The sequence below is a fragment of the Nocardia sp. BMG111209 genome, assembly GCF_000381925.1.
GTDB lineage: Bacteria > Actinomycetota > Actinomycetes > Mycobacteriales > Mycobacteriaceae > Nocardia.
This window is the reverse complement of the sequence record NZ_KB907307.1, coordinates 3,261,672-3,275,443: the sequence shown is the minus strand read 5'-3', so window position 1 is coordinate 3,275,443 and position 13,772 is coordinate 3,261,672. Positions and strand designations below refer to the sequence as shown.

The 13,772-nt window shown below is 71.0% G+C and carries 13 protein-coding genes; 9 read left to right on the top strand and 4 right to left on the bottom strand.

The features are described from left to right. The first annotated feature begins 134 nt into the window (after positions 1–134). The 3 genes from G361_RS43685 (at position 135) to shbA (ending at position 2,079) form a co-directional block, all read left to right on the top strand. Positions 135–584 (top strand): OB-fold nucleic acid binding domain-containing protein, encoded by a 450-nt coding sequence (locus G361_RS43685; protein ID WP_019927901.1) that lies wholly within the window; start codon positions 135–137, stop codon positions 582–584. Positions 585–587: 3 nt separating this feature from the next. Continuing rightward, positions 588–1,328 (top strand): DUF3159 domain-containing protein, encoded by a 741-nt coding sequence (locus tag G361_RS43680; RefSeq protein WP_019927900.1) that lies wholly within the window; start codon positions 588–590, stop codon positions 1,326–1,328. 148 nt (positions 1,329–1,476) lie between these two features. Further along, positions 1,477–2,079, top strand: coding sequence for an RNA polymerase sigma factor ShbA (gene shbA / locus G361_RS0114965; protein WP_019927899.1), 603 nt, complete (start codon positions 1,477–1,479; stop codon positions 2,077–2,079). Between the two features lie 10 nt (positions 2,080–2,089). Here shbA and G361_RS0114960 read toward each other — a convergent pair whose 3' ends face one another. Together G361_RS0114960 and G361_RS0114955 are read right to left on the bottom strand one after the other, a co-directional pair. Beyond that, positions 2,090–2,779: a TrkA family potassium uptake protein gene (locus G361_RS0114960; protein WP_019927898.1), complete on the bottom strand. Its 690-nt coding sequence runs from the start codon at positions 2,777–2,779 to the stop codon at positions 2,090–2,092. Then, a complete protein-coding gene (locus G361_RS0114955) occupies positions 2,779–3,447 on the bottom strand; it encodes a TrkA family potassium uptake protein (RefSeq protein ID WP_026343052.1) in 669 nt (222 codons plus the stop codon). The genes G361_RS0114960 and G361_RS0114955 overlap by 1 nt, the downstream gene beginning before the upstream one ends. Before the next feature lie 431 nt (positions 3,448–3,878). Here G361_RS0114955 and G361_RS0114950 point away from each other — a divergent pair, with 431 nt between their 5' ends. The 3 genes from G361_RS0114950 (at position 3,879) to G361_RS0114935 (ending at position 8,246) form a co-directional block, all read left to right on the top strand. After that, positions 3,879–5,315 carry a TRAM domain-containing protein gene (locus G361_RS0114950; protein WP_036494124.1) on the top strand — a complete coding sequence of 479 codons (1,437 nt, stop codon included), beginning with the start codon at positions 3,879–3,881 and terminating at the stop codon, positions 5,313–5,315. A 142-nt stretch (positions 5,316–5,457) separates the two neighbouring features. Further along, complete coding sequence (dxs, locus tag G361_RS0114940) at positions 5,458–7,347, top strand: 1-deoxy-D-xylulose-5-phosphate synthase (protein ID WP_019927894.1); 1,890 nt, start codon at positions 5,458–5,460, stop codon at positions 7,345–7,347. A gap of 95 nt (positions 7,348–7,442) precedes the next feature. Beyond that, entirely contained in the window at positions 7,443–8,246 is an 804-nt protein-coding gene (locus tag G361_RS0114935) for an enoyl-CoA hydratase (protein WP_019927893.1), read from the top strand. 11 nt (positions 8,247–8,257) lie between these two features. Here G361_RS0114935 and G361_RS0114930 read toward each other — a convergent pair whose 3' ends face one another. Continuing rightward, positions 8,258–9,529, bottom strand: coding sequence for an HRDC domain-containing protein (locus tag G361_RS0114930; protein WP_019927892.1), 1,272 nt, complete (start codon positions 9,527–9,529; stop codon positions 8,258–8,260). Positions 9,530–9,551: 22 nt separating this feature from the next. Beyond that, on the bottom strand, positions 9,552–10,103 hold the full coding sequence (locus G361_RS43675; RefSeq protein WP_036495087.1) for a DUF3000 domain-containing protein: 552 nt from the start codon (positions 10,101–10,103) through the stop codon (positions 9,552–9,554). Positions 10,104–10,322: 219 nt separating this feature from the next. Between G361_RS43675 and hemE the strand changes: the two genes are divergently transcribed. The 3 genes from hemE to hemQ all read left to right on the top strand — a co-directional run bounded on the left by hemE (position 10,323) and on the right by hemQ (position 13,735). Then, positions 10,323–11,390 carry a uroporphyrinogen decarboxylase gene (gene hemE / locus G361_RS0114920; protein ID WP_026343050.1) on the top strand — a complete coding sequence of 356 codons (1,068 nt, stop codon included), beginning with the start codon at positions 10,323–10,325 and terminating at the stop codon, positions 11,388–11,390. A gap of 243 nt (positions 11,391–11,633) precedes the next feature. After that, the gene (locus G361_RS0114915; RefSeq protein ID WP_019927889.1) at positions 11,634–12,986 is read left to right on the top strand and encodes a protoporphyrinogen oxidase; all 1,353 of its coding nucleotides are present in this window, start codon (positions 11,634–11,636) and stop codon (positions 12,984–12,986) included. 53 nt (positions 12,987–13,039) lie between these two features. Then, positions 13,040–13,735 carry a hydrogen peroxide-dependent heme synthase gene (hemQ, locus tag G361_RS0114910; RefSeq protein ID WP_019927888.1) on the top strand — a complete coding sequence of 232 codons (696 nt, stop codon included), beginning with the start codon at positions 13,040–13,042 and terminating at the stop codon, positions 13,733–13,735. Positions 13,736–13,772 lie beyond the last annotated feature (37 nt).

Below are 13,772 nucleotides of genomic sequence, written 5' to 3'. Positions count from 1 at the left end.
GGCGCAAAAGGGCCTCCGCGTGGCCGCACCGACGAGCGGCATCTACAGTGGCGGTATACGGCCACCAGCCGGTCGTTCAGGAAGACCGACGACGTGCGAACCCACGCCGTCCGCAGTCCAGGAAGTGTTGCGACATGCCGTTCACGGGCGGAAGAAACGCGGACTCCGATTCCGCGGGGCAGACGCGTTCCGGCGCCGGGCTCAAAGCCGGGCCGGACAGCGGGTATTTCCGTCGTCTCGGCCGGCGGCTCACGGCCGATCTGGGCGAACTCGACGCCGACGAGCTGGTCGAACAGGCCGACCGGGAGACCGGGGCGTGCCGCGCCGCGGAGTGCCGGCGCGGCGAGGAGGTCACCATGGTGGGCCGGCTGCGCAGCGTGCAGTCCTGTCCGCAATCGGTCGCCGCTCCGCTGGAGGCGGAATTCTTCGACGGGACCGACGCGATCACCCTGGTGTGGATCGGTCGTCGCCGCATCCCCGGAATCGAGCCGGGCCGACGTATCCTGGTCCGCGGCCGCATCGGGGAACGCGATGGCGCCAAGGTGATGTTCAACCCCTACTACGAACTACGCGGGAATTCCTGACGCATGCCGATACCCAGTAACGACGAGTTCGCCGAATATCCCGAACTCGCCGATCCCGACCGTACCGCCGTACTCCCGGTGGTATCGCCGGAGACCGCGGACGCCGCCGAGACGGCGCTGACCGAGGAGCGCGCGGAGCAGGCCGAGCAGTCCCTGCTCGAGCAGCTCGGCGGAATCAGCGGCCTGGTCTACTCCACGCTGCCGGTGGTGGTCTTCGTGCCCGCCAACACGCTGTGGGGGCTCACGGCGGCGATCTGGTCGGCCCTGGGTGTCGCGGCCGCGATCCTGGTGTGGCGGCTGATCCGCCGCAGTCCGGTGCAACCGGCCATCTCCGGCTTCTTCGGCGTGGGGATCTGCGCGCTGATCGCGTACCGGACCGGCGCGGCGAAGGGGTTCTTCCTCTTCGGCATCTACGCCAGCCTGGTGTACGCCGGGGCGTTCCTGCTGTCGCTGCTGGTTCGCTGGCCGTTGGCCGGGGTGATCTGGGGCGTGCTGAACGGACACGGCACCGAATGGCGCTCCGATCGCCGGGTGGTGCGGCTGTACGACATCGCGACGGTGGTGTGGGTGCTGGTGTTCGGTGCCCGCTACCTGGTCCAGTCGCATTTCTACGATACGAACAGCACGGGCCTGCTCGCGGTCACCCGCATCGCGATGGGCTGGCCGCTGACGGCGCTGGCCCTGCTGGTCACCGTGTGGGCCGTCCGGCGGGCGGATCATCAGCCCGCGCGGCACAGCGCCTGAGCCTGCGCGTATTCGACTCCGCCCCACCGTGTGGGGTTCGGAAGACCCTTCCAGGTGGGGGTGAACCCACCCCTGGGGTACCTATTTCGGCGGTCCGGTTCATCGGACGATCGTTGGTGTCATCGAACGATCGGGGAGAGGACCACCAGTGGCTACCGAGAACAAAGCGGGTATCGCACAGAGCCGCATCATTGCCGCCGAACTGGATCGCCTGATCGGACCCGCCGCGAACGGCGACCAGCGCGCGGTCACCGAGGTGATCCGGATCGTCCACCCGCTGGTGCGGCGCTACTGCGCGGCCCGGCTGGGCTCCGGCGGCAACGCCTACCTGACCGTGGACGACGTCGCCCAGGAGATCCTGATGGCGACGGTCCAGGCGCTGCCGCGCTACCGCGATCAGGGCAAGTCGTTCCTGGCCTTCGTGTACGGCATCTCCGCCAACAAGATCGCCGACGCCTTCCGCCGGGCCCACTCGCACCGCGACTGCGCGGTGGCGGAATTCCCGGACGAGGCGTCCAACGCCGCCGGCCCGGAGGAAATGGCCCTGGCCTCCGAGCGCAGCCGCGAGACCCGGCAGCTGATGGAGATCCTGGCCCCCGCGCATCGCGAGGTGCTGGTGATGCGGATCGTGCTGGGCTGGTCCGCCGCCGAGACCGCCGAGGCGATCGGCACCAGCGCGGGTGTGGTGCGGGTGATGCAGCACCGCGCGCTGAACAAGCTGCGCGCCGAACTGGCCCGCACCGCCGCCTGAGCTCCGCCGCTCAGTGGGTTTCGTGGGTTTCGCCGCCGAAACGGCCGAGGCCCAGCACTTTTCGCAATTCCTCCTCGGCCTCCAGCGAGGTGACGAACAGCAGTTCGTCCTCACCCTCGATCGGATCGTCGGCCTGCGGCACGATCACCCGGCCACCGCGCAGGATGGTCACCAGGGCGGCGTCGCGGGGGAGGGTCAGGGAGCGCACCGAACGGCCGGCCAGCGGAGTGTCGGCGGGCAGCGTGATCTCCACCAGATCGGCCTGGCCCTGACGCAGCGTCATCAGCCGGACCAGATCGCCGATCTGCACCGCCTCCTCGGCCAGCGAGGCCAGCAGGCGCGGTGTCGACACCGCGACATCCACCCCCCAGCCCTCGTCGAACAGCCACTCGTTGCGCGGATCGTTGACGCGGGCGACCACCCGGCGGACCCCGAACTCGGTCTTGGCGAGCAGGCTGAACACCAGGTTGACCTTGTCGTCACCGGTGGCGGCGATGACCACCTCGTAGTCCTGCAGCCCGGTCTCCTCCAGCAGTTCCAGCTCGCAGGCGTCGCCGTGCAGCCAGGTCGCGGCGGGCGCGGCGGTGGTATCGATATGGTCGAGCCGGCGCTCCAGCAGTGTGACCTCGTGGCCGCTGCGGATCAGTTCCTGGGCGATGGAGCGGCCGACGGCCCCGGCCCCGGCAATCGCTACTTTCACTATCGGTCCTCGGTCGATGGGGCGGCGGCGGCCAGCGCGGCGGCCGCGCCGACGGTGCCGGAGATGGCGGCGACGTAGACGGTGTCGTCGGCCTGCAACACGGTCTTGGCCGTGGGCAGCACGCCCTGCCCGAAGCGGAGCAGGAAGGCGACCCGGACTCCGGTCGCGGCCTCCAGATCGTGCACGGTGCGGCCGTACCAGTCCTCGTGCAGCGCCAGTTCGGTGACCGAGACCGTACCGGTGGGATCGCGCCAGCTGGTGCTCTTCTCGTCGCCGATCAGGGTGCGCAGGAATCGATCGGTGGTCCACGGCACGGTGGCGATGGTCGGGATGCCCAGCCGCTCGTACACCGCGGCCCGCTTGGCGTCGTAGATGCGGGCGACGACCCGCTGCACGCCGAAGGTCTCGCGGGCCACCCGGGCCGAGATGATGTTCGAGTTGTCGCCGGAGGAGACCGCGGCGAACGCGCCGGCCCGCTCGATCCCGGCCCGTTGCAGCACATCGCGATCGAAGCCCACGCCGGTCACCTGGCGGCCTTCGAAGTTCTTGCCGAGCCGCAGGAAGGCCCCGGCGTCCTGATCGATCACGGCGACCTCGTGCCCCACCCGGACCAGGGCTCGGGCCAGCGACGAGCCGACGCGGCCGCATCCCATGATCACTACGTACACCGTGCCAACCCCAATTCCGAAACCGTGGTGTGCGGTTTGTGCTGCTGTCGGGGGGAACGGTACCTGTCATCCCACCCTCCCTCGCTTTCCCCCTCCGGATCTCGGCCAAACGGACAGCGGTGGTGGTGACCGGGGGCAACACCCGCTCGGCCGGGCCGCTCGAGCGGGGCGTTTCCGAATATTCGGAATGCACCGACGTAGACATAAACATCCAACTATGTGTGCCGGTCGAGCCGCCGGGCGCGACCGGTGTGGACCGCGGTGTACGGACCGCCGCGAGGAGGAGGCCCGGCGGGCGGGCCGGCGGGGACGGTTCCTATGCTGTGCCCAATGTCCTCGCCGACCCTCTCCCACGTCCGTCCGGACGTCGCTACCGGCGGATTCCGCGCCGGGATCCGGATCTGTTCCGAAAATCCGCTGCGGGGGGTGCGGTGAGCGCCGGGACCAGTTGGGCCGGAAGCGTTTTGGAAGTCCGGCTGGGACCGCCGGGACACGGTGGATTCTGTGTGGCGCGGCACGAGGGACGAGTCCTGTTCGTGCGGCACGGGTTGCCGGGGGAGTCGGTCCGGGCCCGGGTGACCGAGGATCGCGGCGGATCGTTCTGCCGCGCGGACGCGATCGAGATCCTCGAGGCGTCGCCGGACCGGGTGCCGGCGACCTGTCCGGTCTCGGGACCGGGTGGCGCCGGCTGCTGCGACTTCTCGTTCGCCACCCCGGCGGCCCAGCGGGCGCTGAAGGCCGCGGTGGTGGCGGAGCAGTTGCGCCGGATCGCCGGATGGGAGCCGGAGATCGAGGTCGAGCCGATTCCGGATGCCGCAGCCGCGCGCGTCTTCCGCCGGCCGGGCTCGCCGTTGTCGCAGGGGGCCGCGGGGCGGGGACGGCTCGCCACTCGCGGCGGTGGGAGTCACGGTGACCCCGAGCAGGGCGACGCCGGTCGGGCCGAGGTCGCCGAGATCGGTTGGCGCACCCGGGTGCGACTGGCCGTGGACGGCGCGGGCCGGGCCGGGGTGCACCGATATCGCAGTACCGAGGTGCTCGCCGACCTGCGCTGCCCGCAGCCGGTGGCGGGCGCGATGACCGGGATCGCCGACAGCCGTTGGACACCCGGCGCCGAACTCGTGATCGCCGTCGACGGTGACGGCCACCGGCACATCGTCGAGATCGCGCCGCCCGTGGAGTCGGGCCGCGACCGGCCGGGGCAACGCGGTGATCGGCGGCACACCGCCGCGCGCCGCGCGGCGGTGCATTCCGCGCGCGAGCAGCGCGTGGTCGAGGGGACCGGCCGGGCCGTGCAGTACGTCGCGGGCCGCCGGTGGGAGGTCTCCGCGACCGGCTTCTGGCAGCCGCATCGCGGTGCGGCACTGTGTTATTCGGATGTGATCGCCGACTGGGCGGACGCCGATCCGGGTGCCGTGGCGTGGGATCTCTACGCCGGCGCCGGAGTTTTCGCGGCACGGCTGGCCGAGCAGGCGGGTCCGGCGGGTGTCGTGGCCGCGGTGGAGTCGTCCCGGCCGGCGGTGGCCGACGGCGAGGCGGCGCTGCGCGATCTGCCGTGGGTCGAGCCGATCACGGCGCGGGTCGAGCGGTGGGTGGCCGGATACGACGGCGCGGCGCCGGAGGTGGTGGTCCTGGATCCGCCGCGCACGGGCGCGGGGAAGGACGTGATCGCCGCGCTGGCCGCGGCCGGCCCGGCCCGCATCGTGCACGTGGGCTGCGATCCGGCGGCCTTCGCGCGGGATATCGGGCTGTATCGGGAGGCCGGTTATCTGCCGGCGCGCGTGCGCGCCTTCGACGCGTTCCCCGCGACACACCATGTGGAGTGTCTCGCCCTGCTGGAACCGGCGTCGAGCCGCTCGGGTGCGCGGTAATCTGGGGAATCCGAAAGCCGGGGCTATGTTCCACCTCACACCGGTGCGGCGACGGCGCAGGTGACGATCGCTCCCGTGATCGGCACCCGATGGGCCTCCGTAGACTGTTCGAGATCGACGAGCATCAGAGGGAGCGAGAGCGGTGGGATTTCTTTCCCGGGTCGAGACGCCCGAGGACCTGCGTCGGCTGACGGTACCGGAACTGGGCGTACTGGCCGAGGAGATCCGCGAGTTCCTGGTCCGCAAGGTGGCGGTTACCGGCGGGCATCTGGGGCCGAATCTCGGTGTGGTGGAACTCACCATCGCGTTGCACCGGATCTTCGACTCCCCGGCGGACGCGCTGATCTTCGACACCGGACACCAGTCCTACGTGCACAAGATCCTCACCGGGCGCAAGGACGGCTTCGACACGCTGCGCAGAGACGGTGGCCTGTCCGGATATCCGTGCCGGGCCGAGAGCCCGCACGACTGGGTGGAGTCCTCGCACGCCTCGGCCGCGTTGTCCTACGCCGACGGCCTGGCCAAGGCGTTCGCGCTCACCAAGCAGCACCGGCACGTGGTCGCGATCGTCGGTGACGGCGCGCTGACCGGCGGTATGTGCTGGGAGGCGTTGAACAACATCGCCGCCGGGCCGGACCGCTCGGTGGTGATCGTCGTGAACGACAACGGCCGGTCCTATTCGCCGACCATCGGTGGCCTGGCCGATCGGCTCACCGCGCTGCGCATGCAGCCCGGCTACGAGCAGGCGCTGGACGCGACGAAGCGGTTCGTGCAGGGCATCCCCGGCGTCGGCGGTTCGGCGTATTCGATGCTGCACGCGCTGAAGACGGGTATCAAGGACGCGGTCGCCCCGCAGGAGCTGTTCTCGGATCTCGGCCTGAAGTACGTCGGCCCGGTCGACGGGCACGATCTGGTGGCGCTGGAGGCGGCGCTGCGGCGGGCCAAGGATTTCGGCGGCCCGGTCATCGTGCACACGGTTACGCAGAAGGGCCGCGGCTATCGGCACGCCGAGGACCACGAGGCCGATCAGATGCACTCCATCGGCGCGATCGATCCGGCCACGGGCAAGCCGACCGCCGGGAAGACCGTCGGCTGGACCTCGGTGTTCTCCGAGGAGCTCATCCGGCACGCCGAGCAGCGCGAGGACATCGTCGCGATCACGGCGGCCATGCCGGGCCCGACCGGGCTGACCCCGTTCGGGAAGCGGTTCCCGGAGCGCATGTTCGACGTCGGCATCGCCGAACAGCACGCGATGACCTCGGCGGCCGGGCTCGCGCTCGGCGGGCTGCATCCCGTGGTGGCGATCTACTCGACCTTCCTCAACCGCGCCTTCGATCAGCTGCTGATGGATGTCGCGCTGCTGCAACTACCGGTCACGCTGGTGCTGGACCGGGCCGGTGTCACCGGTGAGGACGGCGCCAGCCACAACGGCATGTGGGATCTGTCGGTGCTGGGCATCGTGCCCGGGATCCGGGTCGCCGCCCCGCGCGACGCCGCCACGCTGCGCGAGGAGCTGGCCGAGGCGCTGGTCACCGGCGACGGACCGACCGCGCTGCGTTTCCCGAAAGGCACGATCGCCGAGGACATCTCGGCGGTGGAGCGGATCGACGGCGTGGACGTGCTGCGGATGCCCGAGGGCGATTCGGCCCGCGCCGCGCACGGCGACGTGCTGCTGGTCGCGGTCGGCGCGTTCGCGCACGTCGCGGTGGAGGTGGCGGATCTGCTCGCCGCCGAGGGCGTCGGGGTGACCGTGGTGGATCCGCGCTGGGTGCTGCCGGTCTCGGACACGGTGGTGAAGCTCGCCGAGAACTACCGCCTGGTGGTGACGGTCGAGGACAGCGGCCTGCAGGGCGGTGTCGGCTCGGCGGTCTCGGCCAAGCTGCGCGCCGCCGGACTCGACGTGCCGACGCGCGATCTCGGTGTGCCGCAACACTTCCTGGCGCATTCCTCGCGCGCGCAGATCCTGCGCGAACTGGGTCTGGTGCCGGCCGATATCGCGCGGCGGATCGCGGGCTGGCTCGGCGACGCCTGACCGTCCGGCGGATTCCGGCCGAAAAGCCTTCGCCGGAGCCGGATCACGGGTACTTCTAGAACCGGTTGCAGTTTCGGCCCGGTGAGGAGTTCCGTATGTCGTTCGTCCTGGTGGAGAAGCCGCGTCCGCAGCTCGCGCTGGTCACCATGAATCGCCCGGAGCGGATGAACGCGATGGCGTTCGACGTGATGATCCCGCTGCGCGAGACGCTGGAGCGGATCGCCGCCGACAACGAGGTGCGGGTGGTGGTGCTGACCGGCGCCGGGCCGGGTTTCTCCGCCGGCGCCGATCTGCAGGGCGCCGGCGCGGTGCCCAATATCGGCGGGCTGACCCGCACGACCGTGGCACGCCGGTCGATGGATCTGCTGAACGACGTGATGCGGGCGCTGCGGCGGATGCATCAGCCGGTGATCGCCGCGATCAACGGCCCCGCGATCGGCGGCGGTTTCTGCCTGAGCCTCGGCGCGGACATCCGGATCGCGGCCGACTCCGCGTACTTCCGGGCCGCGGGTATCAACAACGGCCTGACCTCCACCGAACTCGGCATGAGCTATCTGCTGCCGCGGGCCGTCGGCGCGTCGCGGGCGTTCGAGATCATGCTGTCCGGGCGCGACGTCGACGCCGCCGAGGCCGAGCGGATCGGGCTGGTCTCGCGGACGGTGCCCGCGGACGCACTGCTCCGCACCTGTTACGAGCTGGCCGAGCGGATCCTCGGATACAGCCGGGTCGGCGTCGAACTCACCAAACGGATGTTGTGGAGCGGGCTGGAGGCGAACAGCTTCGAGGCCCATATGGAACACGAAGGCACCGCGCAGCTCTACGTGCGGCTGACCACCGAGAATTTCGACGAGGCCATCCGGGCGCGGCGCGATCGGCGGCCACCGATGTTCGAGGACTGATCCGGCGCGACTCAGGCCGGCTCGGCCGGGAACAGTGCGGCCGCGAGCGGCGGCACCGTGAGGTCGCGCTGCCAGGGGCGGGCGCCGCCGTTCTTCAGGAAGCCGTCCACCGCGCCCTCGGGGTCGCGGGAGGTGGCGCCGGACCGGAATTCCGGCAGCCCGTCCCAGCACAGCCGGCGCAGCAGATCGGGGGTGAGCAGGTTCTCCACCGGCACCGCGTAGTTCTGCGAGAGGGCCGCCATCGCGGCGCGGGCGGCGGTGAGCCGGGCCGACGCGACCGGATCGCGGCGCTCCCAGCGGTTCACCGGCGGCGGGCCGTCGTACGGCTGGGCCATCGGTGGCAGGTCCGAATCCGGCAGCGCGCGTGCGCGTTCCACCGCACCCAGCCATTCGCGCGAGTAGCGGCGCTGCCGCGGCCCGCCGAACACCGGCAGGGCCCGCAACTGCCCGATCGATTTGGGATCGGCGACCGCGGCCGCGACGATCGCGGAATCGGGCAGGATGCGGGCCGGGGCGATATCGCGCTCGCGGGCCAGCCGGTCGCGGGCGAGCCACAATTCGCGGACCGTGGCCAGCTGCCGGGCGCGGCGGAGGGTGTGGATGCCGGAGGTGCGCCGCCACCGGTCGGCCTTCGGCGGGGCCGGATCGAGCGTGCGGACGTGCTCGAATTCCTGTGCGGCCCATTCGGTCTTGTCTTGTTCGTCGAGGGTCACGGCGACCTCGTCGCGCAGTTCCAGCAGCAGTTCCACGTCGAGGGCCGCGTAGTTCAGCCAGTCGTCGGGGAGCGGGCGGGTGGACCAGTCGGCGGCGCCGTGGCCCTTGCGTAACTCGCGGCCCAATAGTCGCTCCACCATCGCGGCCAGCCCGACCCGCTCGAAACCGGCCAACCGGCCGCCGAGTTCGGTGTCGAACAGCCGCTGCGGTCGTAGCCCCAGTTCGGCCAGACCAGGCAGATCCTGGTCGGCGGAATGCAGCACCCATTCCAGGCCGTTGATCGCCGCCGCCAGCGGGGCGAGCGCGGCGGCCGGATCCGGGCCGAGCGGAATCGGGTCGATCAGCATGGTGCCGGAACCGTTGCGGCGCAACTGGATCAGATAGGCGCGGTTGGAGTATCGGAAGCCGGAGGCGCGCTCGGCGTCGACGGCCAGCGGCCCGGTACCCGCGGCCAGGCGTGTCGCGGCGTCGGCGATATCGTCGGCGGTGGCGAGTACCGGGGGCACGCCGTCGGCAGGCACGAGCAGCGGAATCGCTGCCGATTGTTCGGATTCGTCGGCTACCGGCATAGCCCAGAACTTTACGGGTCGGTCAGAACTGGTCGTCGGCAATCCGGGGACGCGGCCGCAAATCCGTGATTCCGGCCGGCGGTAAACCCGCGGTCGAGGCCAGAACTTCGCAGAATGCTTCGACATGAGGTCCGAGCCGCGTCGTGCCGACCGTCCACGATGCGCGCAGTTCCAGCTGGTACGCATGCGGTGGTCCGGCGATGTCACCGTAGCGGACCGAACTGGTCGACGTGACCGTACCGCCCAACGCGGTGAACGGTTCCCCCCGCGATTCCAGGGCGTCCACCAGCCAGCTCCAGGCCACCTCCGGTAGCAGCGGATCACCGGCCAGCGCGGCGTCGATATCGGCCTGGATATAGGCGACCAGCCGGAACACGCCGTGCCACGCCTCCTGGCCGTCCGGATCGTGGAGCAGGATCAGCCGCCCGAAGGCGTCCCCCTCCGAGTCGACCGGTACCACGGCGGTGTCGGGATGTTTGACCTCGGCTCCGATGGCATACGAATACGGAGCCAGTCGTTGCGGTGGCCGGATCGGGGCGAGCTCGATCCGGGGATGCACTGATGCGGTGCCCATCGCCTCGACCGCGGCGCGAAACTGGGCGGGTTCGCCGACAGGGCCCGGGGTCGGTGCGGCGCCGTCGCGGAAGTCGAGCGGTGTCACGAATGTGAACCGTAATCCCGAACCCTCGCCGCCGAGGGTAGGCGCGCTGGAAATCAAATTTTTCATTGTGCCGGGAAGCAAGCCGAGGCCCGCGATTTCGGTGCGGGAACGCCACCGGCAGAATGAACCTCCGTGAGCACTCCAACTCGCCGCCGGTTGTCCGAAACGCCGTTCCTCGTCGCCGCCACCGGTGGTGTGCCGAGCCGGCGTCCCGTCTGGTTCATGCGGCAGGCCGGGCGGTCGCTACCCGAATATCGGGAGGTGCGGGCCGGGGTGGGAATGCTGGCGTCCTGCTTCGACCCGGAACTCGTCTGCGAGATCACCCTGCAGCCGGTCCGCCGGCATCGGGTCGACGCGGCGATCCTGTTCTCCGACATCGTGGTTCCGCTGAAGGCCGCGGGTATCGACCTCGACATCGTCGCGGGCGTCGGCCCGGTGGTGGCGAATCCGGTGCGCGACCTCGCCGATGTGCGGGCGCTGCCGCGGCTGCGGCGCGAGGAGGTCGGCGCGATCGTCGACGGTGTGCGGCTGCTGCTGGACGCCCTCGGTGAGACGCCGCTGATCGGTTTCGCGGGCGCGCCGTTCACCCTCGCCTCGTATCTGGTGGAGGGCGGGCCGAGCCGCAACCACGAGCGCACCAAGGCCATGATGCTCGGCGAGCCGGAGGCCTGGCACGAACTGCTCGGCGTGCTCACCGACATCACGGTGGAATTCCTGCGGGCCCAGCTGTCGGCCGGCGTGGACGCGGTGCAGCTGTTCGACTCCTGGGCAGGCGCGCTGTCGCTGGCGCAGTACCGGGAATTCGTGCTGCCGTATTCGGAGCGGGTCTTCGCGGAGATCGCCGACGCCGGCGTGCCGCGCATCCACTTCGGCGTCGGCACCGGCGAACTGCTGGGTGCGATGGCCGAGGCGGGCGCGGATGTCGTCGGCGTCGACTGGCGGGTGCCGCTGACCGCCGCGGTGCGCCGCGTCGGCCCCGGAAAGGCCTTGCAGGGCAACCTGGATCCCGCCGTCCTGTTCGCCGGCACCGACGTGATCCGGCACGAGGTCCGCCGGATCGCGCACGAGGCGGACGAGGCGATCACCCTCGGCGCCACCGGCCACATCTTCAACCTCGGCCACGGCGTCCTGCCCGACACCGACCCCGGCGTGCTCACCGCCACCGTCGAACTGGTCCACAGCCTGCCCGCCCCGTTGTGAGATCGGCGCCCGCGCCGGGTGTGCCGTCGTTCATGCCCGGTGTCGCCCGTTGGACAGTCCGGGCCGGGTGCCGTCCGGTCGACGGCCGTGCCTGGTTCCGCCCGGTCGACTGCCGTGCCACTCCAGCGGCGACCCGTTGCGCCGTCGGTCGTGCGGCGGGCAGTGAGGGGAGGGCGGGAGCAGGATGCGTCCCGGTGGAGGGTAGGTTCGCCGGAGGTGGTCCGGTCGGACGGAGGTGTTCCCGTGGTGCGGGTTGCGGTGGTCGGCGGCGGAATCAGCGGGCTGGTGGCCGGGTATCGGCTACGGACCGCGCTCGGGCCGGATCTCGAACTGGTGCTGGTGGATCCGCGCGAGCGCATCGGCGGGACACTGTTCACCGGTGAGCTCGCGGGCGGTCCGATGGATCTCGGGGCGGAGGCGTTCGTCGGCCGTCGGCCGGAGATCCCGGCACTGCTCGGCGAATTGGGGCTCGCGGATCAACTGGTGCATCCGGCCGGCAAGCGGCCGCTGGTCTGGGCCGGTGGCTCGGCGCACCCGATGCCGGAACGCACCCTGATGGGTATCCCGGCGGACGCCGACGCCGTCGCCGGTCTGGTCGACGCGCAGACCGTGGCGCGGATCGCCGACGAACCGAATCGGCCGCTGCGCTGGGAGCCGGGTACGGATATGGCGGTGGCCGAGTTGGTCGGCGACCGGTACGGGGAGCAGGTGGTCCGGCGCAGCGTCGATCCGCTGCTCGGCGGCGTGTACGCGGGGCTGGCCGGGACCATCGGCGTGCGGGCGGCACTGCCCACCCTGGCGATGGCGCTGGACGCGGGGGTGGGCAGCCTGTCCCGCGCGGTCGCCCGGGCGCTGCCGCCGCCGTCGACGGCCCCGGTGTTCGGCGGCATCCGCGACGGATACCGGGTACTGCTGGACGCACTGGCCGCCGCGGCCGCCCCGAAACTGGAAACCGGTACGGCGGCAACGGCTCTCACGCGGATCGAGGGCGGCTGGCGGCTGGATCCGCTCGGCGATTTCGACGCCGTGGTGCTCGCGTCCCCGGCCCCGGTGACGGCGGCGCTGCTGTCGGCCGTCGCCCCCGAGGCGGCCCGCGCGGCCACGGATATCGAGCTGTCGTCGTCCGCGGTGGTCGCGCTGGCGCTGTCCGTCGACACCGCCCTGCCCGACAATTCCGGGATCCTGATCGCCACCGGAGAAGCGTTGCGCGCCAAGGCTTTCACGCTGTCCAGCCGGAAATGGCCGCATCTGGCCGAGCGCGAGGTGGCGCTGGTCCGCGCCTCCTTCGGCCGCTTCGGTGACGAAACTCCGCTGCTCTGGCCGGATTCGACGCTGATCGCGGTCGCCACCGCCGATCTCGAGCTGGTCACCGGCGTCCCGATCCGCCCGGTCGACGCGATCGTGCAGCGCTGGCGCGAGGGACTGCCGCAATACGCCCCCGGCCACCTCGAGCGGGTCGCCGCGATCGAATCCGGGATCGCGGCCCTGCCCGGCCTCGCCGTCGCCGGCGCCTATCTGCACGGCGTCGGCGTCCCGGCCTGCGCCGCCACCGGCACCGCTGCCGCCGAACGCATCCGCACCCACCTGGGCGGTTGACGCCGCCGACCGCCGGGGGCGGCGGAGCAGGGCGGGGGTGGCACGATGGGGGCATGGCGCGACTCGATTATCAGGCCCTCAATTCGACCATTCGGTACCTGATGTTCTCGGTGTTCCAGGTGGAGCCGGGAGTGCTGGGGGACGATCGGGAGGCGGCGATCAAGGAGACCCGGGCGTTCTTCGACGGCCTGGCCGAACGCGGGGTGGTGGTGCGCGGCCTCTACGACGTGGCCGGGATGCGCGCGGACGCCGATTTCATGATCTGGTGGCATGCCGAGCGGATCGAGGAGTTGCAGGGCGCGTACGCCGATTTCCGCCGGACCACCGAACTCGGGCAGGCCAGCAATCCGGTGTGGAGCAACGCCGCGCTGCATCGGCCCGCCGAGTTCAACAAGAGTCACATCCCGGCGTTCCTGGCCGGTGAGGAGCCGGGCAACTACATCTGCGTGTACCCGTTCGTGCGGTCGTACGAGTGGTATCTGCTGCCGGACGCCGAGCGCCGCAAGATGCTCGCCGACCACGGTAAGCAGGCCCGGGAATTTCCGGATGTGCGCGCGAATACGGTCGCGGCGTTCGCACTCGGCGACTACGAGTGGATCCTCGCGTTCGAGGCGCCGGAACTGCACCGCATCGTCGATCTGATGCGCGAACTGCGGGCCACCGAGGCCCGGTTGCACGTCCGGGAGGAGATCCCGTTCTTCACCGGGCCGCGGGTCGAGGTCGAGCAGTTGGTCGCCGCCCTGCCCTGAGCGGGCGAATCACGCCCCGGTAATTCGGGGCGTGCGC